The sequence below is a fragment of the Methanoculleus thermophilus genome (assembly GCF_001571405.1).
Classification (GTDB): Archaea; Halobacteriota; Methanomicrobia; order Methanomicrobiales; family Methanoculleaceae; genus Methanoculleus; species Methanoculleus thermophilus.
This window is the reverse complement of sequence record NZ_BCNX01000006.1, coordinates 357,579-379,297: the sequence shown is the minus strand read 5'-3', so window position 1 is coordinate 379,297 and position 21,719 is coordinate 357,579. Positions and strand designations below refer to the sequence as shown.

Here is a 21,719-nt window from a genome sequence, read left to right as displayed (position 1 = left end):
TATGGCAGAAGGAAGGGAGACTATAAAAATTGTGGGGTATACTCACCCCGATATACCATTGAGCGTGACCTCGGCGCTGCCGTAGCGGTATGCGATGACCAGTTTATCGTCGGTCTTTTCGAGGACTTTTCCAATGCGCAGTGCCGGGATCTGGGAGGTCTCGTTACCCACCGGGATTTCCGGGGAGGTCGTGAGCCCGAGCGGGACCAGTTCGCCCACTTCCGTCTCCGTGAAGTTGAGGCCGATGCCGTCCGCGTCTTCGCGGCTCAGGCTCATTGCAAGATTGTTTTCTCCATAGGAGAACGGTATCATCCGCGTCTCCCCGATCTGCATCCCGACCAACCCGGCAGAGATGGCGTTGGTCTCAAATCCCATCAAGCCAAATCCGGAAAACCCGGTGCCCTCCGGATACAGGATCGGGACAGGCACAATATTCTCACTCGTAAGCTGGGCGCCGACGGGGATCTCCATGCTGCTCGTGAGGAGGACATGGTTCCCCTTCTTATATTCGCTTGCCAGGAGATCCTGGTCGGTCGTGACAAGAGGTCGCCCGTCCTCTGCACGGATGGTATAGCCGATCAACGCCGTCTTTCCAGCCTCGGCGGTCAGTTTCTTCTCAAACATCGGGGTGAGGTATGTCCCCACCATAGCCACCGCAACGAGCAGGGCGATTCCTACATAGGCCCACTTCATCCACGGAGTATTCTCATCTTTCGAACTCTTCTTCTCTGTCTGTTTCATTACGGTACAATCGCCTTTCGGGGAAATAAAATAGTAGCGTTTGGGAGATTGGGGTTGCATCAAAGCAAAAATTTATATTTTAATAACCCTACCTTTAGGTTAGCCTCGGCAGTCCGACTGTTCCGGGGCTACACCAGATGACAGGAGTGATTACAAATGGCAAGATACTTACGCGGACCATATCGGACAATATGGCAGGATTTCGATGACCTCATGGCCGAGATGGAGAGCAGGTTCCAGTCTCTGCTCGGAGGGATCGGCACACGGGGCGAGGAGGTTCGGGGAAGAGTCGTACCGACGATCCGGGACTTCCGCGTGGATGTCCGGGACCACGAGGATGAGGTGATCGTCGTCGCCGATCTCCCCGGCGTCGAGAAGGAAGACGTTACTATCCGGCTCATCGATCCCCAGCACCTGGAGATCATGAGCATCCGGAGCGGCGAGACCGAGGAGGAGAGCATGGATTTCTTCATGCGAGAGCGCATCTACGGCCAGATGAGCCGCACCGTGCTTCTTCCTGCCGAGGTGACCGAGGAGAACGCCAGAGCAACATTCAAGAACGGTGTTCTCGAGGTCCGGCTGAAGAAAACGCCGACAGAGACGGGGACTACGATCCCCATAGAGTAACATTTTTTCATGCCGCTGGCAATCCGAAACCGAATAATTCATGTTAAGCCAGCGTGACACTACCATGATGGATAAAAAGCGGGTCAAGGACTACATGACCTACGACGTCGTCACCGTCAACGTCCATGGTACGGTTCGAGACGTCATCGAGACCATAAAGAAGACACATCATGACGGATTTCCGGTCGTGGAGGACTCAAAGGAAGTGGTAGGCTACATATCGGCGCGGGACCTCCTCTTCGTCCACCCGGCTACACCAATAGAACAGGTGATGTCCCGCCACCTCATCGTCGCCGACCCGGACATGAGCGTGAATGATGCGGCCCGCGTCATCTTCCGTTCCGGCATCCAGAAACTCCCGGTCGTCGACGAGAATAACACCCTCATCGGGATCATATCGAACGCCGACGTCATCAGGTCCCAGATCGAGCATGTCTCGCCGGAGAAGGTCTTCAAGTTCATTGAGACCCTAAGGAGGCTCTATGGTGTCGAGCCGACATTGAAGCGGGGCTCGGTCGAGATAAACAACCTCCTGCCCACCCAGTCTAAGATTTATGAAGACGAACTCGAGGGGCGGATGTACGAGATCAAGAAGGGGCTTGCTGAACCCCTGATCGTGGTCCGGCGGCCAGGGCGCTTGATCCTGGTCGACGGGCATCACCGGGCGATCGCGGCAAAGAGGCTCGGGATCACGAACCTTGATGCCTACATCATCGAGATCAGGGAGAATATAGAGTTGGGGATGGAGCGGACCGCCCGGACGCTGAACTTAAAGACCCTCGACGACATCAAGGTGCTCGATTACGCCCGCCATCCCCTCGTTGCGCTGACGCACCGGCTTGTGCGGCACGGTTAGGAGCCCTCGGTCCTGGTATCGTAGTCCTCGTTGAGGACGTGCTCTTTGACGACCGTCCCCTCCGGGATGATCACCTCCGGCCAGAGCCGGGTCCCGGAATGGACGACGACACCGTTCTTTAATACCACGTGCGGGCCGATGACCGTGTCGTGTTCGATGTTGCACCCGCTGCCGACGAGCGTATCGTTGTCGATGATGCTCCCGCTGATGGTGCTGTCCCGGCCGATCACCACACGGTTGTAGATGGACGAGGAGAAGATCTTTGCGCTGTTCTTGATGATACAGCCCTCTCCGATGCTCGTGTACGGCCCGATGACGACGTTCTCCTCAATGATCGTCCCGGCACCGATCGAGACCGGACCGATCACACGAGAATTCGCCGCAATCGAGACACAACTCCCGATCTGCGCCGGGCCCATAATTCGGGCGCCTTTTATGTAGAGGTCGCCGGATATGTTCGTAAACCCGATGTCCTGTAGTTTCCACCGCTCAGCTTCCCGTAACGATCGCGGGCTCCCCACATCCGACCAGTTGCCACGGGCAAGCCAGGCTTTCAGGGAGTAGCCAGCCTCCATCAACTCGGGGAAGAGGTTGCGGGCGAAGTCAAACTTCTCGCCGGCCGGGATATGGTCAAAGATCTCGGGGTCGCAGACGTACATCCCGGTGCTTGCGAGGTTCGAGAAGATCTCACCAGGGCTCGGCTTCTCCTTGAACCGTTTGATCTGGTAGTTCGCATCGATCTCGGCAATACCGTACTCCGTTGGGTCATCGATGCTGATGAGCCCGATCGTCGTGATCGAGTCGTTGGTGAGGTGCTCGCGGTAGAACTCAAGCAGGTTCAGGTCCACCACGTGGTCGCCGCCGACGACCAGGAACGGCTGCTCCTCAAGATACTTCTGGGCGTTCTTGACGCTTCCCGCCGTCCCGAGTTTCGTCTTTTCGTGGACATAGGTGACATTGACCCCAAAGAGCGATCCATCCCCAAGCGCCGCCTCGATTGCGTCACTCATGTAGCCGAGCGTGATCACTACATCAGTGAACCCGAGGTTTGCGAGGTGTGAGACGAGATGCTGGATAGAAGGTTTGTTGACAATGGGAATACACGGTTTGGGACGCCCAAACGTGAGGGGACGGAGCCGTGTGCCCTCCCCTCCGCACATAATGCACACCTTCATGCCACTCCATTGTATGCGTATCGATTTAACCCTTAGGGCGCCAGTTCCCAACCTTTATCCTCTGTTGCGCAAAGAATCTACTAGATGACCGCATTTGAATGTAGCCTCTGCGGGAAGTGCTGCATGCACGCAGGCGGCCAACTCATCGAGGTCGAGAAGCAACTCACCAGCCGGGACTTTCTCTGCCGGCAGAAGATCGTCGGCGGCACGTTCCGCGCCCGGGTCGAAGAGAGGTTCCTTGATGCTTTCATGGACAGATCCGAGAACCGTAAACACCCATCCTGGTGCCCGTTCTTGCGCCCTCTCCCCGGGGAGATGGGGAAGTACGTCTGCACCATTCACAACAGCCGACCGCTGGTCTGCCGATCCTACACCTGCTGTGCAATGAGGATCTTTGCCGGTGACGGCCGGGAGGTCGGGAAGGTGAAGGGGAGAAGAAGCCTCGTCACAGAGGATGCCGCCCTCCAGCAGTGCTGGAACGAATCGATCGCGCCGCTCATGATCGAGAGCGATACCGCCTGGAGAGCAAAGGTCAGCGAGGTTCTCGGGCGTGCCGGCTACCGGGTCGAGGCCTATGAGTAGAACCCGGCGTCTACAGGTCGTCCGGGGCCTGGTGCAGTGCACCCCGAATAAGCCTGAGCCCGTTGATCGGTGCAGGTTTTGTGTTCACTCAGTTCTCGTCGTTATTGGAGGAAGAGAGGTGCCGTCACCGGCACGGGCCTACTGCACCAGGTGCCGCGAGACGCCCAGCGTCGATATGGCGAAGGTCGAGGCGGTCCTCTGCGACGATCTTAGCGAGGAAGGGTTCCGGAGCATCGCGAATATCATTAGTTAACAGACTTACTTTCGCCAGAACTCCCACGGGCGTTTGGTCTGGAACGGGACGCCTTTCGCCTCCTTAGTCCAGTCTGCCTCGATCGTGTGGTGAACCAGTTTAACCTCGTTTCGAAGATCTGTGAGGATAGCCTTGACATCCTCGACCTCACGCAGGAGCCGGTTCAACTCCTCATACGAGCGGCGTTGCCGTACCTTTGCCGCCCCATTCTCCTTCCGACAGGCAAGTCCGATCTCGATCAGTTCAAGAATCGCTTCGTTTCGGTCGAACGAGTGATCTCTGGCATACTGGTCGATCTGCTCCATCAGGTCGGGATCGAGCGCAAACGAACATCTCATCGCCATAGGCAATCAACTCTCAGAGTATTGTACCTGCTAATTATATTGCCTGCTGATCCGGCCATCGCAGTCGGGATCTCTCGATACCCTTCAGCCGTCTCGATAGTAACTCATCGCGGATTTCACTATGGAGTACGAACGAACAAACAGCATCCGCTTCCCCTGCAACCCGTAATGAAGCCTGCAAAAAAGTAGATATCCCCGGATCCTAGGGAGAACGCCCCGGGGTCAACTGATATTTTCCATGTTATATCCTTTCTGGGCAAGCAGATCCTTCACCCGTTCGCGATGGTTGCCCTGCAGTTCGATCGAAGAGTCTTTGACCGTGCCGCCACAGGCCAGTTTCGCTTTCAGGAACTTCGAGAGGTCTTCGAGGTCGATGTCGTAGGGATCGAGGCCCTCGATGACCGTGACTTCCTTTCCATACCGGCGTTTGTTTACCTTTACGCTTATTCTCTGCTGCTCTTTGGCAACTTCTTCACAGATACACAGTTCCTTTGGCAGTCCGCAGGTCGGACATATCCCACCGTTCATTGCATGTACCTTTCAGCTCTCGTTATATATTAGTTGGCATGTCACCCGTCAATCCGACAGATATCGCAGCCCTGGGAGATTACCTGATCAGACCGGCTCCGGTAGCGGTAGACGGTGATACCCTTGCACTTGAGGTCATGAGCAAGGGAAAAGACTCGGGTTATATCATCGACCTCCGTATTCTCCGGGAGGTTCACGGTCTTTGAGACGGCATTGTCAACGTGCTTCTGGAATGCGGCCTGCATCCTGACGTGGTGCTCCGGTGCGATCTCAAGGGCCGTCTTGAAGAGGTCGCGAGTATGGTCATCCAGGGGGAGGCCGTCAACCGTCCCATAACGCCGCACGTGCTCCGCGACATCTCTTCCACCGGCGGTCTTCGGCAGAAACTCTGTGATGAGGTCGCTTACGATGCTGACCGGCCGCCCATCGATCGTCCGGTCGTAGGCAAACGAGAAGACCGGCTCGATACCGCTCGTGGTTCCGGCGATAAGATGGATCGATCCTGTAGGGGCGATGGTGGTGACGGTGGCGTTGCGCATCTCTCCTGAGTAGATTGAACCCTCAATGGCTGGAAACGACCCCTTCTCCCTCCCCAGTTCCTCCGACCGCTCCCTGGCCCAGGTCTGGATCATCTCCATCAGGCTCCCGGCAAACCGGATCGCTTCCTCTGATTCGTAGGGGATCCCGAGGCGTATGAGCGCCTCGGCAAATCCCATGACACCAAGACCGATCTTTCGGGTAGCAAGGGTCCGCTCCTGGATCTCGGGGATTGGGAAGTGATTTACATCGATGACCGCATCGAGAAACTCGACGCCGCACCGAACGACGGTGGCGAGCAGGTCCTCGTCAAGGTCGCTTCCTCTGATGCATCGGGCAAGGTTGATGCTTCCTAGGTTACAGCTCTCGTAGGGGTAGAGCGGCTGCTCCCCGCAGGGGTTGGTCGCCTCGATGGGGCCGAGGTGCGGCGTGGTGCACCTACGGTTGATCTCATCGAGAAAGAGCACACCCGGCTCGCCGGAATCCCTTGCGGAGGCGGCGATAAGATGCCAGAGCGACCGTGGGTCGATGCTTTGCCACATGCTGCCGTCGCGGGGGTTGATAAGATCGTACTCGCGGCCGGTTGCAAGAGCATGGATGAACTGCTCATCAATCCCGACCGAGATATTGAAGTTCGAGAGGCCCCCGTCCTGCTTGGCGGTGACGAACTCCTCGATATCGGGATGGGAGGCCGCAAGCACTCCCATGTTCGCCCCCCGTCGCCGGCCACCCTGCCGGACAGCCTCGGTCGCCGCATCGAAGACCCGGATGAACGATACCGGCCCGGTGGCGGCGCCGGCGACCCCGTTGACGGAGTCACCGCGGGGACGGAGGCGTGAGAACGAGAACCCCGTCCCGCCCCCGGACTGATGAATGAGCGCCATCTGGCCGAGGGTGCGAAAGATCCCCTCCAGGGTATCCTCGATCGGCAGGACGAAACAGGCCGAGAGCTGCCCCCCAGGGGTTCCTGCGTTCATCAGGGTCGGAGAGTTCGGGAGGAAGAGGAGGCTCGATATGAGCGAGAAGAACTCGCGAGACCGTGCCGTTCCGCCCACGGCGTCGGCGACCCGGGAGAAGAGGTCCTCTGGTGCTTCTCCGGGGAGGAGGTAGCGGTGTTCCAGGAGGATGCGGCCCTGCGGGGAGAGTTCCATGTAATACCCCATAAGACCCCGCCCTTAATAATCCGTCGCGTCCAACTCTTCTGCCGGCAATGTCTCTTATCGTGCTCGGAACTGCATCCCACGTGGGCAAGAGCGTGACGGTCGCGGCGCTCTGCCGTGCACTCCACCGACGGGGAATCTCCGTCGCTCCGTTTAAATCCCAGAACATGAGTCTCAACTCGTATGTCACGGCCGATGGGAGCGAGATCGGGATTGCGCAGGCTGTCCAGGCCTTCGCGGCGGGCCTTGAGCCGGAAGCCGATATGAACCCGGTCCTCCTCAAACCAAAGGGTGACCAGACCTCACAGGTGGTGCTGCTCGGCCGCCCATATAAGGATGTGCTGATCCGGGACTATTATGCCGAGACCGATATGCTGCTATCCGAGGCGGTTGCCGCATTCGAGCGATTACGGAGGCGCTTTGGGCATGTGGTCGTAGAAGGGGCCGGGGGAGCCGCCGAGGTGAACCTCTACGATCGCGATATCGCGAACATCCGGCTCGCAAGGGCCCTCCGTCTCCCCATCGTTCTCGTCGCCGATATCGAGCGGGGCGGGGTCTTCGCCCAGGTCTACGGGACGCTCGCTCTCCTCCCGGAAGACATCAGACCACTCGTCGCCGGGGTCATCGTCAATAAGTTCCGGGGAGACCCCGGGCTCTTTGCATCAGGTGTTGAGAGACTCGAAGGACTGACAGGTGTTCCGGTGCTCGGGGTGATCCCCTACGCCGACATCCCTCTCCCGAGCGAGGACTCGCTCTCGATCGCCGATAAGAGAGACCAAAAGACCGGATCGCCGATAAGGATCGCCGTCGTCCGCCTCCCACGGATATCGAACTTTACCGACTTCGAGCTCCTCGAGCGTTACGCCGCGGTGGACTACGTCGAGCCCGGCACAACGCTCTCAGGCTACGACTGCATCATCCTCCCCGGGACGAAGAACACGGTGGAGGACCTCGCCGTCCTCAACCGTGCGGGAGTGGGGGAAGAACTCCGGCTTGCCCGGGAGAGAGGAGTCCCGATCATCGGGATCTGCGGCGGCTATCAAATGCTCGGGCGGCGGATCGTCGATGCGGGCATTGAGTCGGAAACTCCCGGAGAGTACCAGGGGTTCGGGCTCCTCGATGTCGTCACGGCCTTTACCGGCTACCACAAGACGACGGTGCAGGTCCGGCGCCGGGCAACCGGGCCCGGCCCCATCCTCCCGGCAATGGGGGAGGTGGAGGGCTACGAGATCCACATGGGTGAGACTGAACGGAACGGCCTCCCCGAGGCGTTCTCCGGGGAAGGGGCCTCGACCCCCGACGGCCTGGTCTTTGGGACATACATGCACGGGCTCTTCCAGAACCCCGGTGCGGCAAACGCCCTCCTCGCCTACCTCGCAGAGCGGCGGGGCGTGCCGTTTGAACCGGTCACGGAGATCGACGGAGGCACCCTCGGGATTGAGGCGGCCTACGACAATCTGGCCCGGCACTTTGAGGAGCACGTGGATATGGATGCGATTATGGCATATTTTCTGGATGCAACGGACGCCACGTCTGAAGCGTGAGATAGAATTCGGGTGAAGATACAGATATCCAAACCTCTTTTACCACCGCAAAAAGAGAAAACCCGTCCCGGCCCTCAGATAAAGAACCGGAACGCGATCCAGGCGATCAGCACCATGATCGCCGAGTACTTCAGACCGGCGAGCACCCGGCCCTCGCCCATGACCCCGGCCCCGAGTCCCGAGAAGAACCCCTGGATCAGTGCGGCGTGACAGAAGAGGCGGTTGTAGAGGAAGAGGTCTACGGTCCCCATGAATGTCTGGGTCGAACCCGAGGCCGCAACCGCCGTCCCCGCCTCCGCCATCGTGGTGAGGAACGTGCTTGAGAGCACCCCGATGACGAAGAGGAAGACGAAGAACGACATAACGATGATGATCATGTAGATCATCATCCCGTTTCTCCGCTCCATCTTCAGGTTGAAGAACTCGTAGGCATCGTGTGCCGCAGCCCGCAGCACCTCGCTCACGTCGCCGCCGGCCGAACTCGCGTGGGCGATCAGGTCGACGCTCCGTTCGGTGAGCGGGGTGTTCACGGCCTTCCCGAATCGGCGAATGGCCTCGACGAACGGGACGCCCCAGGACATCTCGGTGTCGAGTTTACGGATGTGCGGCGTGAGCGCCCCGTACTCCCCCTCCGAGACGATATGGATTGCATGCGGGAGGGTCATGCCCGAGTCGTTCATCCCGGCCACATCCCGGAAGAAGTTCGGGAGGGATGCCTCGATGCTTGATACCCGCAGCGACTCCTTGAGGTCGAGGATTGCAAGCGGCACGATGGCGATGAGGAGCGAGAAGACAAAGACATCGTCGATCATCGTCGTCGAAAAGAGGACGCCGACGCCGTAGGAGAGGACCAGGCTCATAAATCCGCCGGCAAAGAGGAGGAGGGCAGCTGGGATGGAGATGAAGAGGACGGTGAGGGGTTCTTCCGCCATAACTCTAAGCGGGTGCTTGAGGAACCGGTAAAACCCTTCCTGATACTTCCGCCAGTTCTCTATCCGGCCGAAGATCTCCTCTTCCCGCTCCTCAAACGACTCGGACACCAGGGCGTCCGCCGCCGCGCCGCCCGTCGTTCGGTCCTGGCCCGGCAATCGGTTCAGAAAGTCATCGATAATCTCTTTGAACCCCATATCACACCTCCGGGGTCATGGAACTGATCAGAATGATGAACATCACGCTCCCGAACGGGATGATCAGGTAGATGATGATGTAGAGGAAGAGCGGGTTTGAGTCGCCCGAGAGGATCGTCATCACCGACTGCAGAATGATCAAAAAGAGCATGCCGGCGACCATCGCAGTGACGTAGGACTCTGCGATCAGCCCGAGCGTCTCCAGAAATGTCTTCTGCTGTTGATTGTTCTCGAGCGTATACTGGTGAGCCTTGGTGCGGAAATACTCCGTTAGATTACTCCCGCTCGAGATGCTCGCGACGGCTCCTTGCAGGAATTCACGCATCCGCTCGCTCGGCGTCGCCTGAGAGACCGTCCGAAGCGCATCAAGGAGGTCTTTGCCGAAGAAATCCGTCTCCCGGGATATATATCGGGCCTCGACGGCGCTCTCGCCGTAGATCGTGCTCTGACCGAGCAGCCGGAAGACCTCCGCGGGAGTGATCCCGGCCGAAGACATCGCGGTGATGTAGTTGATGGCGTATGGGAGTGTGGCATCGATGTTCCTGCGGCGCTCCCCGGCCCGTATCCCGGGGTAGAGGAGGAAGACCAGGTACGTTATCCCTCCGAAGATCGCAAGGGAGATGAGCGTGATGATGATGGTCCCAAGGAGGAGCTTGTAGTCGTTTAACGCGTAGAGGAACTCCGGGACCGCTCCCCGGTAGGTGATCATCTCGGGGACCCGCAGAAGATAAGTCAGAAGCCCGATGATTACCGCAGCGACCAGCCCAACAATGACCGAGGAGACGTAAGCGGTCGCAAGGTAGGCCTCAAAGGGTGTGTTCATCCGGGCCCCCACGAGATCGTTTCTGAGCTTGATGAACTCCCCACGCTTCTCCTTTAAGTCACGGCCGATCAGGTTGAAGCAGAACCGCTCATAACTATTCATGCTGCCTCACCATCCCACCATAAAGGTCAGAACGGACGCGTTCGATGACCCCCTCCGGATCGCGGAAGTAGGAGACAAGGACCTTGCTTACATCGCGGAAATGCCGGATCTTCTTGATGCGCATCCATTCAAGCACCTCCTGACGCCGCTTCAGTTCTTCCTGCATCCGCTCCTCGCTCCATCCCCGGTCCTCCATGATCTGCTCGAGGATGTAGGATTTGCCCGAGTAACGAATCTCGTCGGTCGCGGGATGCCACCGGAAGACCTCGTTCGTGATCAGTTCGTTCGTCCGGGGATCGATATCCAGGATCTCGATGAGCTGCTTGTTCCGCCGGATCCGCTGGCCCCCCACCCGGGCCTGCACCTGGATGGACATCAGGGAGAGGGCAGAGAGCATGTTCCTCGGCACGTTGATCGGCGGGTTCTCCAGACGGTGGACGGCACTCGCTACCGAGTCGGCGTGCATCGTCGCGTAGGTGACGTGCCCGGTGCTCATCGCCTGAAAGAGGGTCAAGGCCTCACGGCCACGGACCTCGCCGACCAGAATATACTCCGGGCGCTGCCGGAGGGCGGCACGCAGGAGTTCGTACATATCGATCTCGCCCCGCCCGTCCTGCGAGAACGAGTCTCGGGTGATGCTCGGGATCCAGTTCGGGTGAGGGAGTTTCAACTCACGGGTATCCTCGAGGGTGACGATCTTTGCAAGCGGCGGGATGAAGAGCGATATAGCGTTCAGGGTCGTGGTCTTTCCGGACGCCGTACCGCCTGCAAATATGCAGGACTTGCCGTTCTCGACCGCGAGCCAGATGAAGGCGATCCCGAGCGGTGAGAAGGTGTGCCACTCGATGAGATCCGTCGGCGTGATCGGCTCTTCGCGGAACTTCCGGATCGTGAACGTTGAACCGTGGGCGGTCACCTCCGAGCCGAGCGTCATCTGGATACGCGACCCATCGCTCATCGTGGCGTCCAGCATCGGTTCAGCAATCGAGATGTACTTCCCGGCCCGCTGCGCGAGTTTGGCAACAAACGAGTCGAGTTCCGCCGCGTCGTGGTAGAGAAGGTTCGTCTTCATCGATTCGTATGTGGTGTGGTAGACGAAGATTGGGCAGTTCACGCCGTCGCACGAGATATCCTCGATGTACTTGTCGTGCATCACCGGGTCGATCAATCCGTCGCCGAGGAACTCCTTCTCCACGTGATACAGAACCTTCTCCCGCCCCACCGCATCAAGATGGATCCCGTAATCGGCGATGATTCTGTTTGCCGCGTCGCGAAGCGCTTTGCGTGCCGCCTCGCGTGTGAGGTCACGGGTGGTGATATTGAGCGTCTCAAAGAGACGCTCCTTGATCTCCAGGAAGAGTTCCCGCTCCGCAGGCGTGAGTTCAGGCTCAAGCACACAGTAGGTGTACTCATGGGTTGCGCTGTCGTAGATGACCCTGACGTAGGCGTATGGTTCGTTTACCGGGTAGAGTTCGATCTCTTCCACTCCCGGGGAGGGGCGCATTGAAAGATCGAGAAGTGGCCCGTGGACGGCAGGGTTGTACTCCTCGATCTCCATCTCTGGACGAAGTGGACGGAGCTTCTGGAGGAACCCGAACCGGGGCTTTGGAACCTCTTCGGAGGGAGACGCCACCTCCGCCGCGGCCTCGGCAAACGCGGTGGAGGAGAGTGCCTGGGAGAAGAGGTCATCGAACTCCGAGACGACCCGGGCGTTGTCGACGAAGTCGAAATTGTGCTCGTTGCGGTTGATACTCAGTTCTTCGACAGCAAACGTCGCACTCTTCGGGAGGATCAGGTCTGCCAGGCTCCCGAGTTCCTCGACCGATATCACCCCATCGGGGAGATCTTCGGACCCGGGCCCTTCAGCCTCCATCTCCCCGGCCTCGCCGGCCTCTTTCATCCCTCTCACCCGGTTGAGGATACCAAAGGGATCACGATGCCCGGGTGAAGAGGGTGCAGCCTTCGGCCCTGTATCACTGCTCATCGGCGAAGGGGTGACCGTACGCTCCTTATCAGTCTCCCTCCCCGACCTCTCGAGCCGGTTGAGGAGTGCCCGGACAGGATCCTCATCAGCAGTTGTGCGCCGCCCCCTGGTATCTTCTGAACTCATCACCGAGCCGATGATTGAACGGATATCGGCCCCTCTCAAGACCGGGCCAGGAGAATGCTCACGCATCTCCTCTCCGCCAGGACCAGGATCCATGACCGGGGCCGACTCCCCTTGATCTTCTGTATCACTCTCTTGAGATGGTGGAGCGGAGCCGTGCGACCCCGCTGTAACCTCTTCCCTGCCGGGTTGTGATCCCCCTGATTGTGCAAGGAGACTTCTGACCGATGCAATCAATTCACGTTCTTCATCTTCACCCGTTCTCATCCTCTGTGCCCCCAACATCAACAGACGTTTCTACCTGAGGATCATGGAAGTCGATGATGCACCGTCTTCGCTCCCCGGATCGATCCGCGATCACACACATATAGCGCCCGTTCAACAGTCGAAAGCAAACTCTCCCCTGGGAATCCGTCACATCACTCGTGATGACAAGTTTTCCCTTCCGGATCGAGACATGAGCGCCGGCGAGAGGCGAGTGGTTGTCGCGGACGGTCAGACAGAGGACTCCCACTCGTTGTCGGGTAGGCGAACCAATCGTCGGGATATCAAGACGGCCGTTCTTCTTTAAATGACTCGTCTCAAAGATCCTGCAACGGGCAATCAGCGCATCGGCGATCACCGGCGCTATGAGATAGAGTGCGAACTTCTCCTCGCCGGTCAGGCGCAGAACGGCCGAGTCCCCGAAGAGCGTCCCCTTGTCATCGACAAGAATGGCGCCGTTCGGTTCGCCATTAGAGAGAATCAGGAAAAATGTATGTGTCTTCTCTCTCGTGACCCCCATTCCGGTCAGAGAATGGACGTTACTATAGCGCAGCAACTCCTCAAGATCAAAGCACCCTTCACACGTCGACTGCTGAAGGATCTCGTCCATGAGATCGACTATTTCCATGGATATCTTCAGGTAAGGTATTATTGCGCAGGATAAGTGGAACACTTCCGCTCTACCGCAATATACCACATCACTATGCTATTATTAATATCTTGCTAAAATGTATCTCGCGTATAGATGATAATATCTTAAAAATAAGAATAAAACGGACTGTAAACACCTGATTCGTATGATTACATCAGGAAGGAATCAGGAGAAGAAAGGTGCCACAACAGGGCCGAGAGAGAACCCATGATCGCCACGCCAAAAGGAAGGCCTTCAGATTTATCCCAAAGACCGCATAGAAAGAACCAGGATCCGCTGTGAAGTGAGATCGCCAGAAATAAGAAATAAAAAGTGAATAGGGTACTATCCCATGACGCTTTCGCCCGTGATCGCCATCCCGCTCATCATTGCAACGGTTGCAATAGGCGCCACGCTCATATATGCGTCTGTTCTGGATGCAAGAGATCGCCGGGTACCCCACAGAACCTGGCGGCCAGCACTCGCGATTGCGATTCCTGCGGCACTCTGGGTATACGGACAGATCCTCCTTGCAGATTGGCGGACGGCAGCAGGTTACCTCGTTCTGGTCGCAGTCTTCTGTGGGTTTTTCTACCTATTTCAGGCTAAAGGCCTTTTTGGAGGAGCGGATGCGTATGCCCTCATCATCATCACCGCATGCATCCCGTTATCTCCGATCGAGCCGTACTTCGGCATCTCACCGCTTGGGTTCTTCCCATTCACCGTGCTGACGAACGCCGTGCTGATCAACATCGCGGCACCCTTTGCAATACTCGCGAAGAACCTGATAGAGGGGAACCGGGCTCCGCTCCCCTGCCTCTTCCTCGGCTTTCCCGTCGACGGGAAGAAGATCCAGAACGAGTTCGGCTTTGTCATGGAAGATATCAGGGAAGAGGACGGCAAGATTGTCCGACGATTCGTTGGCTTTACGGAGTCGCTTGGGCGAATGACTCGGGGAGAACGTCGATATACAAAAGACCTCAGGCTGCACCCCGAGGACTACCAGAAGGAACTTGCACTTTACCGAAAGGCCGGCAAGGTCTGGATATCGTATGGCATTCCGTTCATCATACCGATCACGGCGGGATTCCTGACTGCACTATTCATGGGTGATATCCTCTTTGAGATCATGAAGATCCTAGCAGGAATGTGAACCAATATGGAGATACAGTTCAAGAATGGATTGGTACCTGTCATCGTGCAGGAGAAGCGAACTCGTGAGGTTCTGATGCTCGCTTACGCAAACGCCGAGGCGCTGGACCTTACAAAACGAACTGGATACGCACACTACTACAGTCGGAGCAGACAGAAGATCTGGAAGAAAGGAGAAGAGAGCGGGCACGTCCAACGCATCTCGCGCATGCTTGTCGACTGCGACGCGGATGCGATCCTGTATGAGGTTGAGCAGTCCGGCGCAGCCTGCCATACCGGGCATGCCTCATGCTTCTACCGAACGATCGATGGTGAAGAGATCGCCGGAATAGTCTTTGATCCGGAGAAGGTATACGCTAATAAGGGTGAATGACTTCATTACTATGGTGATTTTTTATGAAAATTGTACCCGATACCAGCGTCGTAATAGACGGACGCATAACATCGATGATAAAAACCGGAGAATATAAGGGCGCAACAATAATCATACCGGAAGCCGTCGTCGCCGAACTGGAGGCACAGGCAAATCAGGGGCGGGAGATAGGATTTTCCGGTCTGACCGAACTCCAGGAACTCTTCCGGATGTCGGAGGAAAAGATCATTGATCTCCAGTTTGCCGGAGACCGCCCGAGCCTCGACCAGGTGAAACTCTCCAGCGGAGGCGAGATAGACGCCCTGATCAGGAACGTCGCCATCGAGCACGATGCCCGGTTCATCACAAGCGACCTCGTGCAGGCAGAGGTTGCAAAGGCAAAAGGGCTTGACGTCGTCTACTTAAAGCCGCAGGTTGGCGATTTCTCACCGCTCTCGATAGACCAGTTCTTCGACGAGGAGACGACCGCGATCACCTTGAAAGAGCGTGCTTTGCCGATGGCAAAGATCGGAAAACTCCGGGACATTCGCCTGGTCACTCTTCGGGATACCCCGATGACCGAGTATGAACTCCGGATCATGGCGCAGGAACTTCTTGAGCGGGCAAAGCGTGACCCGGACGGGTTCATCGAACTCGAGAAGCGTGGGATTACGGTCGCCCAGATCGGATCTCTCCGGATCTCGATCGCCCGGCGACCCTTCTCGGACGGGATGGAGATTACGGTGGTACGTCCGCTCGTCGATCTCTCGCTTGACGATTACGATATGGCACCGGAGATCAAGAAGCGGATTCTCGGAAACCGGCGCGGTGTCCTGATAGCAGGTCCTCCGGGCGCGGGTAAGACCACGCTCGCCCAGAGTCTTGCGACGTTCCTTGCCGATAACGACTTCATCGTAAAGACGATGGAGGCCCCGCGTGACCTGCAGGTGCCCGATCACATCACCCAGTACACGGCGCTTGAAGGCAGCATGATGAACACTGCCGAGGCTCTCCTGCTTGTCCGACCCGATTACGTCGTCTTTGACGAGATCCGCAAGAACGAGGACTTCAGCGTCTATGCCGATATGCGCCTTGCCGGAATGGGTATGGTTGGAGTGGTGCATGCAATGGAGGTACACGACTGCCTCCGACGGTTCTGTGACCGCGTAGATTACAGTATCCTGCCACAGATCATCAACACCATCATCTATGTCGTTCAGGGCAAGATCTCAAAGATTTACGACCTTGAACTGACGATCAAGGCGCCAGAGGGCATGCCCGGCGACACCCACGTCCGCCCGGTCATCGTCGTTCGCGAGCATTCGCGGCGGGAGCCAGAGATCGAGATCTTCCGCTACGAGGGTGAGACCCTGGTGATGCCGCTTACGGCGAGGACCAGCGCGGAATCGGCACTCCCCGCGGAGCAGCCAGCCGCCCCGCCGGCCGGGCCCGAGGAGAACGTCTCCTGGAAAGTTGCTGAAAAAGAGGTTCAGCGCGAGATCGGGCGGTATACGAACGGTCCGGTCGAGGTCCGGATCATCAGCGACAACAAAGCTGTTGTCTATATCGACGATAAGGACGTCCCTGCAGCAATCGGAAAGGGCGGCAAGAACGTCTCGGCGATCGTGAACAAACTCGGTATCGGGATCGATATTCGGCCACGGAGCGAACTGGAGGCAAAACGGCCGGTCGAGGAGGAGGTACACCTTGGCGGCGGCATCAAGATACGCATCGACAAGAAACAACTGACCATCGTTTCCCCGGAGAATAAGGGCAAGATCGTCGATGTCTTCGCCGGAAAAGAGTATCTCTTCACGGCTACGGTAAACGAAGAAGGCGACATTCTCCTTGCAAAGAACAGCACCATCGCCCAGGAAATGATCAAGCGCTACAACGATGGCGAGATAATCCGGCTGCGGCCGGTATGAGGCAGAGAAAAAGAGATAGAAAACCAGTATCTGGAGGCATAGAGTGAGCGGACTGGACATGCAAAGTAACGAGCTGGAGTGCATCTCCCGATGGGAGCACGCATTCGAGGCCGATCCGGCAGAGAAGGAGAAGTATTACCTGACCGTGGCATACCCGTATCCCAGCGGGGCGATGCACGTCGGGCACGGGCGAACCTACATCGTTCCGGATGTCATCGCCCGTTACCAGCGGATGAAGGGGAAACAGGTCCTCTTTCCGATGGCGTTCCACGTCACCGGCACCCCGGTCATCGGGATATCAAAGAGGATCGCGAACGGGGATGAAAAGACAATCCGGCTGTACCGCGACCTCTACCGGGTGCCGCAGGACACCCTCGACCGATTTATCGACCCGATGGAGATCGTCCGATACTTCTCTGAGGAGTATCAGCGGGTGATGCAGAAGTGCGGGCTCTCGATCGACTGGCGGCGGCGGTTCATCACCGTCGATCCCCAGTACAGCAAGTTCATCGAGTGGCAGTACAAACACCTGCACGAGAAGGATCACGTCGTCAAAGGAGCTCACCCGGTCAAGTACTGTCCTCAGTGTGAGAACCCGGTCGGCGATCACGACCTCCTTGAGGGCGACAAGGCCGAGATCATCAAGTTCACCCTGGTGATCTTCCAGTGGGGCGACGCGAAGATCCCATGCGCAACCCTTCGGCCCGAGACGATCTACGGCGTGACAAACCTCTGGGTGAACCCTGCCGTCACCTACGTGCGGGCGACGATCGACGGCGAGGAGTGGATCTTGAGTGCCGAGGCGGCGGCGAAACTCGGCCTTCAGGACCACGAGGTCTGGGTGAAGGAGAACATCCCCGGAACGGCGCTCATCGACCAGACCGTCTCTCACCCACTCTGCGGCGACGTCCCCGTTCTCCCGGCGACATTCGTCGACCCGGACATGGGTACGGGCATCGTCATGAGCGTTCCCGCCCACGCGCCTTTCGACTACATAGCTCTGCGCGACCTGCAGCAGCAGGGGAAGTACACGTCCATCCAGCCGATTCCGCTCATCTCCGTCGAGGGCTACGGCGAGATCCCGGCAAAGGACGCGGTCGAGCGGGCGGGCATCCGCGACCAGAACGACCCCGGGATGGAGGCGCTCACCCAGGAGATCTACAGCGCGGAGTTCTCCCGGGGGAAGGTCTTTGAGAAATACGGCGGGAAACCGGTTCGCGAGGCACGGGATGACGTTGCGGCGTTGATGATCGAGCGCTACGGCTCCATTCCGATGTACGAGTTCGATACTCGCCAGGTGATCTGCCGGTGCGGCGGCAGGGTCTTTGTGAAGATCCTCCACGACCAGTGGTTCCTGGAGTATAGCGACCCGTGCTGGAAGGAGCAGGTGAAGACCCAGCTCGAGCGGATGGCGCTCGTCCCGCCCGAGGTCCGGGCTGAGTTCGACAGGACTGTCGACTGGCTGAAGGACTGGGCCTGCACCCGGCGGGTGGGGCTCGGCACGAAACTCCCCTGGGATCCGACCTGGATCATCGAGCCGCTCTCCGACTCGACGATCTACATGGCCTACTACACAATCTCTCATCACCTCAGGGCCATCCCGCCGGAGAACCTGACGCCGGAGGTCTTTGATTACATCTTCCTCGGCAAAGGGAACCCCCAGACGGTCGATCGGGAGACGCTCGACAGGATCAGGAACGAGTTCCTCTACTGGTATCCCTATGAATACCGGTTCTCGGCAAAAGATCTCATCTCGAATCACCTCACGTTCCAGCTCTTCCACCACCGGGCACTCTTCCCACAGGAACTACAGCCGAAGGGCATGGTGGTCTTCGGCATGGGTCTCCTGAACGGGGCGAAGATGTCCTCAAGCAAGGGCAACGTCTTCCTGCTCGAAGACGCCTTGAAGGAGTTCGGGGCCGATACCGTCAGGATGTTCCTTGTCGGAAGCGCAGAGCCCTGGCAGGACTTTGACTGGCGTAACGAACTCGTCTCCTCGACCAAAAAGCAGATCGAGCGGTTCTGGAACACCGTTAACGAGGCGAAGGTTGCAGAAGGCGCCTACGATATCGATGCCTGGCTCATGAGCAGGCTTCAGCACCGTATCATGAGCACCTCAGCGGCGCTCGAGTCGTTCCAGACCCGGCAGGCATTGCAGGAGGCGTTCTTCGGCGTGGAGGCCGACCTGAAGTGGTACCGCCGCCGCCTGCCCGAGGGTGCAAACGGCGGGGCCGTGATGCAGGATCTCTGCCGCACCTGGGTACGGCTGCTCGCCCCCTTCATCCCATACACCTGTGAAGCGCTCTGGAGCGATATCGGCGGGGAGGGCATGGTCTCGTTTGCACCGTGGCCGGTGGCGGACGAGAGCCTGATCAGCCCGGAGGTCGAACTCGCCGAGGAGCTTCTCGCACGGACCGTCGAGGATATTGAGTCGATCCGGAAGCTGATCCCGATGGAACCCACGTCCATCAAGCTCTTCGTTGCCCCGGCCTGGAAGCACGAGGCATTCCGGATCATCGCCGCATCGACCGACAAGACCCGGGTGATGCGCGATATCATGCAGAACGAGGATATGCGCAGGCGCGGCCGCGAGGCGACGGATGCCGCAAAGCAGATCACGAAATTCGTCCTGAAACTGCCGCCCGACCTCGTGAAACAACTGCAAGAAGCGACCCTCGATGAGCAGGCGATCCTTGAGGGTGCACGGGCGTTCCTGGAGCACGAGTTCGGCGTGCCGGTCACGGTCCAGAACGCTGAAGAGAGCACACACCCGAAGGCGTCGGGGGCCCTGCCCTTCAAGCCGGCGATAGTGATCGAGTAAAACACCCACGTTTTTTACTTTTTTCAAGCAAGATTCTTTAAACGTCCCATCCCCCACGTTCCTTGGCGCTTCATGGAGTGTCGACGATGGAGCCGGGGCAGAAGACCTGACATGAGATAAGAATGAAGGCCGCTGTCCGGTAGATGACTCTTGAACAACCAAAATTTTCAGGGCGTCGTACTCCAGAACATCGCACTCCCCGCCAACCCCACCTCGCACCTAACGGTGCTCGAACCCCATTCCTGCGGGATGTCGTTCCCCCAAGCGTAATATCACCCCGAAATCCACGCATGGGTTCATGCGACTGCACCAAAACGGCGGGCAGGGATGTATTGCCCGCAAAAAGAAGAGATGCCCGATCAAAAAGAGGAGCGGTTACTCCGTCCCCTTCACGGCCTGCTGAGCCTTCTTCGCCCGTTCTTTTGTCGTGTACCCGGTCACCTGCTGGAGGTAGTTCCGGAACCGGCGATTGGTCTCGAGGATCGTCTCATCGTCGGCGGTTTTATCCGCCTCAGTATCGACGATCAGGGTCTTGCCTCCCGATCCCAGCCAGACCTCAAGGCGCAGGAGCGCTCCGTAGGAGATTATGTAATGGCCATCCTCCGACACTGTGGGTTCAACCCCAAACTGGTCACGGAGACCCTGAACCATGGATTCTGCAAGAGTTTTCGTGTATCCGCGCTTGATCTGGTATTCCTGCATAATATTTTTAAGGGACACCCAACTATGTTAAATTAATCCGGAAGTGAGTGGTTGATCCCCATGGACGATATAAAGGTCATATCAAGAGCGCTTTCCGGCACCGATAAAACAGTGCTGATCGGGTTTCCTGGAAGCGGTCTCGTCGGGAGTATTGCCCTGCAGTACCTCGTCGAGCAGATGGAGTTTGAGCAGATCGGGTCGATCACAAGCAAATATTTTCCACCGGTCGCCCTCATGACGAGAGGTGTGGTCAATGCTCCCGTTCGCCTCTACGACAAAGATCACCTCACGGCAATCGTCTCAGATGTCCCCATCCACCCGATGATATGCTACGAGGTGGCAAACGGCATCATGAACTGGCTTACTCAGTTTGATATCAGGGAGATTGTCACAATCGCAGGAATCATCACGAACGAACCAGAAAAGAGGGTCTTTGGGGTTGCAACCAATAGGCAGATACTTGAGCGCGTCTTAGACGAGACGACTATCCTTCCCATGGGAAGCATATCGGGAATTGCAGCAAGCATCCTCATGGAGTGCAAGACGCGGGGTATCCCCGGCATCGGGCTTCTTGGAGAGACGGTGAACACCCCCGACCCACGGTCTTCCGCGGCCACGATCGACGTCTTAAACAAGATCTACGGTCTCAACCTGGATATCAAACCGCTGCTCGAACAGGCGGTGGAGATCGAGGCGGCTATGGCCCAGATTGCAGAACAGGTACAGAAGACCGAGACCGCACCCAGAAGAGAGCAACTGCCGATGTACGGGTGAGTCTATGAAGTATGCAGCGTTAACCGGAATATCTCCATCAGTCATCGCCGAACTCAAGAGCGGTAAGGCGCGCACCCTTGAGTTGAGCAGCGCCCACAATATCATAACCCTGACCGAGGCCACTCCGGGGGAGTGCCTCTTCCTGACGTCCGTCAACGAGGAAGACCTCTCTCCCGGAGATCCGGGTATTATGGTCGACCTTCTGGCACTCAACATCAGCATGAAACGGATCGAACTCACCGGCCCAACCTACTTTGAGGAACGAGAACGAATGTCAGCACGGATCAAAGTCCAATTCCGGGGAACGACCATCGCCCGCGACGTTGAAGGGAGAAAATGGGGTGACCCGACCAAAGTCGAGATTATCAGGTCGGCCTGTTACCGGGCCGGCTGATACGTTTTTACGGGCTCCCGGGCCCCGGACCCTCAAAGAGTTAATAACCCCTGACAACCAAAATGTATGGGAGTATTACAGAGTGGGTCTGTGGCTTAGCCAGGATATAGCGCCGGGCTTCTAACCCGGATGCCGGGGGTTCGAATCCCTCCAGGCCCGTCGATTTTAACGCCGTTGCCGAAGGGACCATTTTTC

At 57.8% G+C, this 21,719-nt stretch carries 21 protein-coding genes and 1 tRNA gene; 12 read left to right on the top strand and 10 right to left on the bottom strand.

The genetic code is table 11. From position 1 onward, the window contains the following. Positions 1–42: 42 nt before the first annotated feature. Positions 43–741, bottom strand: coding sequence for a hypothetical protein (locus MCUTH_RS05150; RefSeq protein ID WP_066956455.1), 699 nt, complete (start codon positions 739–741; stop codon positions 43–45). A gap of 156 nt (positions 742–897) precedes the next feature. Here MCUTH_RS05150 and MCUTH_RS05145 point away from each other — a divergent pair, with 156 nt between their 5' ends. Next, on the top strand, positions 898–1,368 hold the full coding sequence (locus MCUTH_RS05145; RefSeq protein ID WP_066956452.1) for an Hsp20/alpha crystallin family protein: 471 nt from the start codon (positions 898–900) through the stop codon (positions 1,366–1,368). Between the two features lie 67 nt (positions 1,369–1,435). Further along, positions 1,436–2,224 (top strand): CBS domain-containing ParB/RepB/Spo0J family partition protein, encoded by a 789-nt coding sequence (locus tag MCUTH_RS05140; protein WP_066956991.1) that lies wholly within the window; start codon positions 1,436–1,438, stop codon positions 2,222–2,224. Here MCUTH_RS05140 and MCUTH_RS05135 read toward each other — a convergent pair. Beyond that, positions 2,221–3,399, bottom strand: a complete 1,179-nt coding sequence (locus MCUTH_RS05135; RefSeq protein WP_066956449.1) for a sugar phosphate nucleotidyltransferase — start codon at positions 3,397–3,399, stop codon at positions 2,221–2,223. The two genes, MCUTH_RS05140 and MCUTH_RS05135, sit on opposite strands and share 4 nt — an antisense overlap. 84 nt (positions 3,400–3,483) lie before the next feature. On the opposite strand from MCUTH_RS05135, the gene MCUTH_RS05130 reads away from it, so the two are divergent. Together MCUTH_RS05130 and MCUTH_RS05125 are read left to right on the top strand one after the other, a co-directional pair. Beyond that, on the top strand, positions 3,484–3,981 hold the full coding sequence (locus MCUTH_RS05130) for a YkgJ family cysteine cluster protein (protein WP_150468679.1): 498 nt from the start codon (positions 3,484–3,486) through the stop codon (positions 3,979–3,981). Then, entirely contained in the window at positions 3,974–4,234 is a 261-nt protein-coding gene (locus MCUTH_RS05125) for a hypothetical protein (RefSeq protein WP_066956446.1), read from the top strand. Before MCUTH_RS05130 ends, MCUTH_RS05125 begins: the two co-directional genes overlap by 8 nt. A gap of 5 nt (positions 4,235–4,239) precedes the next feature. Here the strand turns inward: MCUTH_RS05125 and MCUTH_RS05120 are convergent, their stop codons facing one another. The 3 genes from MCUTH_RS05120 to MCUTH_RS05110 all read right to left on the bottom strand — a co-directional run bounded on the left by MCUTH_RS05120 (position 4,240) and on the right by MCUTH_RS05110 (position 6,794). After that, positions 4,240–4,572: a type II secretion system protein E gene (locus MCUTH_RS05120; protein ID WP_236707434.1), complete on the bottom strand. Its 333-nt coding sequence runs from the start codon at positions 4,570–4,572 to the stop codon at positions 4,240–4,242. 228 nt (positions 4,573–4,800) lie between these two features. Then, complete coding sequence (gene yciH / locus MCUTH_RS05115; protein ID WP_066956439.1) at positions 4,801–5,106, bottom strand: stress response translation initiation inhibitor YciH; 306 nt, start codon at positions 5,104–5,106, stop codon at positions 4,801–4,803. Between the two features lie 41 nt (positions 5,107–5,147). Then, complete coding sequence (locus tag MCUTH_RS05110) at positions 5,148–6,794, bottom strand: adenosylcobalamin-dependent ribonucleoside-diphosphate reductase (RefSeq protein WP_066956985.1); 1,647 nt, start codon at positions 6,792–6,794, stop codon at positions 5,148–5,150. Between the two features lie 59 nt (positions 6,795–6,853). On the opposite strand from MCUTH_RS05110, the gene MCUTH_RS05105 reads away from it, so the two are divergent. Then, a complete protein-coding gene (locus MCUTH_RS05105; protein WP_066956436.1) occupies positions 6,854–8,347 on the top strand; it encodes a cobyric acid synthase in 1,494 nt (497 codons plus the stop codon). Positions 8,348–8,421: 74 nt separating this feature from the next. Here MCUTH_RS05105 and MCUTH_RS05100 read toward each other — a convergent pair whose 3' ends face one another. The 4 genes from MCUTH_RS05100 to MCUTH_RS05085 all read right to left on the bottom strand — a co-directional run bounded on the left by MCUTH_RS05100 (position 8,422) and on the right by MCUTH_RS05085 (position 13,398). After that, the gene (locus tag MCUTH_RS05100; protein ID WP_066956433.1) at positions 8,422–9,474 is read right to left on the bottom strand and encodes a type II secretion system F family protein; all 1,053 of its coding nucleotides are present in this window, start codon (positions 9,472–9,474) and stop codon (positions 8,422–8,424) included. 1 nt (position 9,475) lies between these two features. Then, positions 9,476–10,399, bottom strand: coding sequence for a type II secretion system F family protein (locus MCUTH_RS05095; protein WP_066956430.1), 924 nt, complete (start codon positions 10,397–10,399; stop codon positions 9,476–9,478). Then, positions 10,392–12,575 (bottom strand): type II/IV secretion system ATPase subunit, encoded by a 2,184-nt coding sequence (locus tag MCUTH_RS05090; protein WP_224732727.1) that lies wholly within the window; start codon positions 12,573–12,575, stop codon positions 10,392–10,394. The genes MCUTH_RS05095 and MCUTH_RS05090 overlap by 8 nt, the downstream gene beginning before the upstream one ends. A gap of 184 nt (positions 12,576–12,759) precedes the next feature. Then, entirely contained in the window at positions 12,760–13,398 is a 639-nt protein-coding gene (locus tag MCUTH_RS05085; RefSeq protein WP_066956425.1) for a hypothetical protein, read from the bottom strand. Between the two features lie 355 nt (positions 13,399–13,753). On the opposite strand from MCUTH_RS05085, the gene MCUTH_RS05080 reads away from it, so the two are divergent. The 4 genes from MCUTH_RS05080 to leuS are packed head-to-tail and all read left to right on the top strand — an operon-like array spanning position 13,754 to position 19,654. Further along, a complete protein-coding gene (locus MCUTH_RS05080) occupies positions 13,754–14,554 on the top strand; it encodes an A24 family peptidase C-terminal domain-containing protein (protein WP_066956422.1) in 801 nt (266 codons plus the stop codon). Positions 14,555–14,560: 6 nt separating this feature from the next. Continuing rightward, positions 14,561–14,926: a phosphoribosyl-AMP cyclohydrolase gene (gene hisI / locus MCUTH_RS05075; protein WP_066956419.1), complete on the top strand. Its 366-nt coding sequence runs from the start codon at positions 14,561–14,563 to the stop codon at positions 14,924–14,926. A gap of 23 nt (positions 14,927–14,949) precedes the next feature. Next, positions 14,950–16,833 (top strand): PINc/VapC family ATPase, encoded by a 1,884-nt coding sequence (locus MCUTH_RS05070; RefSeq protein WP_066956416.1) that lies wholly within the window; start codon positions 14,950–14,952, stop codon positions 16,831–16,833. Positions 16,834–16,891: 58 nt separating this feature from the next. After that, positions 16,892–19,654 carry a leucine--tRNA ligase gene (gene leuS, locus MCUTH_RS05065; protein WP_066956413.1) on the top strand — a complete coding sequence of 921 codons (2,763 nt, stop codon included), beginning with the start codon at positions 16,892–16,894 and terminating at the stop codon, positions 19,652–19,654. Positions 19,655–20,029: 375 nt separating this feature from the next. Here the strand turns inward: leuS and MCUTH_RS05060 are convergent, their stop codons facing one another. Beyond that, entirely contained in the window at positions 20,030–20,356 is a 327-nt protein-coding gene (locus MCUTH_RS05060) for a DUF5611 family protein (protein ID WP_066956409.1), read from the bottom strand. A gap of 60 nt (positions 20,357–20,416) precedes the next feature. On the opposite strand from MCUTH_RS05060, the gene MCUTH_RS05055 reads away from it, so the two are divergent. The 3 genes from MCUTH_RS05055 (at position 20,417) to MCUTH_RS05045 (ending at position 21,683) form a co-directional block, all read left to right on the top strand. Continuing rightward, on the top strand, positions 20,417–21,130 hold the full coding sequence (locus MCUTH_RS05055) for a proteasome assembly chaperone family protein (RefSeq protein WP_066956406.1): 714 nt from the start codon (positions 20,417–20,419) through the stop codon (positions 21,128–21,130). 4 nt (positions 21,131–21,134) lie between these two features. Then, positions 21,135–21,524 (top strand): DUF473 domain-containing protein, encoded by a 390-nt coding sequence (locus tag MCUTH_RS05050; RefSeq protein ID WP_066956403.1) that lies wholly within the window; start codon positions 21,135–21,137, stop codon positions 21,522–21,524. Positions 21,525–21,608: 84 nt separating this feature from the next. Beyond that, positions 21,609–21,683, top strand: a tRNA-Arg gene (locus MCUTH_RS05045). Positions 21,684–21,719 lie beyond the last annotated feature (36 nt).

Excerpts from the sequence above, each read along its gene's own strand:
- MCUTH_RS05085 (WP_066956425.1), bottom strand. The coding sequence starts at position 13,398 with ATGGAAATAGTCGATCTCATGGACGAGATCCTTCAGCAGTCGACGTGT.
- MCUTH_RS05150 (WP_066956455.1), bottom strand. The coding sequence starts at position 741 with ATGAAACAGACAGAGAAGAAGAGTTCGAAAGATGAGAATACTCCGTGG.
- MCUTH_RS05120 (WP_236707434.1), bottom strand. The coding sequence starts at position 4,572 with ATGAGATGTTCGTTTGCGCTCGATCCCGACCTGATGGAGCAGATCGAC.
- leuS (WP_066956413.1), top strand. The coding sequence starts at position 16,892 with ATGCAAAGTAACGAGCTGGAGTGCATCTCCCGATGGGAGCACGCATTC.
- hisI (WP_066956419.1), top strand. The coding sequence starts at position 14,561 with ATGGAGATACAGTTCAAGAATGGATTGGTACCTGTCATCGTGCAGGAG.
- MCUTH_RS05130 (WP_150468679.1), top strand. The coding sequence starts at position 3,484 with ATGACCGCATTTGAATGTAGCCTCTGCGGGAAGTGCTGCATGCACGCA.
- MCUTH_RS05140 (WP_066956991.1), top strand. The coding sequence starts at position 1,436 with ATGGATAAAAAGCGGGTCAAGGACTACATGACCTACGACGTCGTCACC.
- MCUTH_RS05145 (WP_066956452.1), top strand. The coding sequence starts at position 898 with ATGGCAAGATACTTACGCGGACCATATCGGACAATATGGCAGGATTTC.
- MCUTH_RS05050 (WP_066956403.1), top strand. The coding sequence starts at position 21,135 with ATGAAGTATGCAGCGTTAACCGGAATATCTCCATCAGTCATCGCCGAA.
- MCUTH_RS05095 (WP_066956430.1), bottom strand. The coding sequence starts at position 10,399 with ATGAATAGTTATGAGCGGTTCTGCTTCAACCTGATCGGCCGTGACTTA.
- MCUTH_RS05090 (WP_224732727.1), bottom strand. The coding sequence starts at position 12,575 with ATGCGTGAGCATTCTCCTGGCCCGGTCTTGAGAGGGGCCGATATCCGT.
- MCUTH_RS05060 (WP_066956409.1), bottom strand. The coding sequence starts at position 20,356 with ATGCAGGAATACCAGATCAAGCGCGGATACACGAAAACTCTTGCAGAA.
- MCUTH_RS05070 (WP_066956416.1), top strand. The coding sequence starts at position 14,950 with ATGAAAATTGTACCCGATACCAGCGTCGTAATAGACGGACGCATAACA.
- MCUTH_RS05055 (WP_066956406.1), top strand. The coding sequence starts at position 20,417 with ATGGACGATATAAAGGTCATATCAAGAGCGCTTTCCGGCACCGATAAA.
- MCUTH_RS05110 (WP_066956985.1), bottom strand. The coding sequence starts at position 6,794 with ATGGAACTCTCCCCGCAGGGCCGCATCCTCCTGGAACACCGCTACCTC.
- MCUTH_RS05080 (WP_066956422.1), top strand. The coding sequence starts at position 13,754 with ATGACGCTTTCGCCCGTGATCGCCATCCCGCTCATCATTGCAACGGTT.
- MCUTH_RS05125 (WP_066956446.1), top strand. The coding sequence starts at position 3,974 with ATGAGTAGAACCCGGCGTCTACAGGTCGTCCGGGGCCTGGTGCAGTGC.
- MCUTH_RS05100 (WP_066956433.1), bottom strand. The coding sequence starts at position 9,474 with ATGGGGTTCAAAGAGATTATCGATGACTTTCTGAACCGATTGCCGGGC.
- MCUTH_RS05105 (WP_066956436.1), top strand. The coding sequence starts at position 6,854 with ATGTCTCTTATCGTGCTCGGAACTGCATCCCACGTGGGCAAGAGCGTG.
- yciH (WP_066956439.1), bottom strand. The coding sequence starts at position 5,106 with ATGAACGGTGGGATATGTCCGACCTGCGGACTGCCAAAGGAACTGTGT.
- MCUTH_RS05135 (WP_066956449.1), bottom strand. The coding sequence starts at position 3,399 with ATGAAGGTGTGCATTATGTGCGGAGGGGAGGGCACACGGCTCCGTCCC.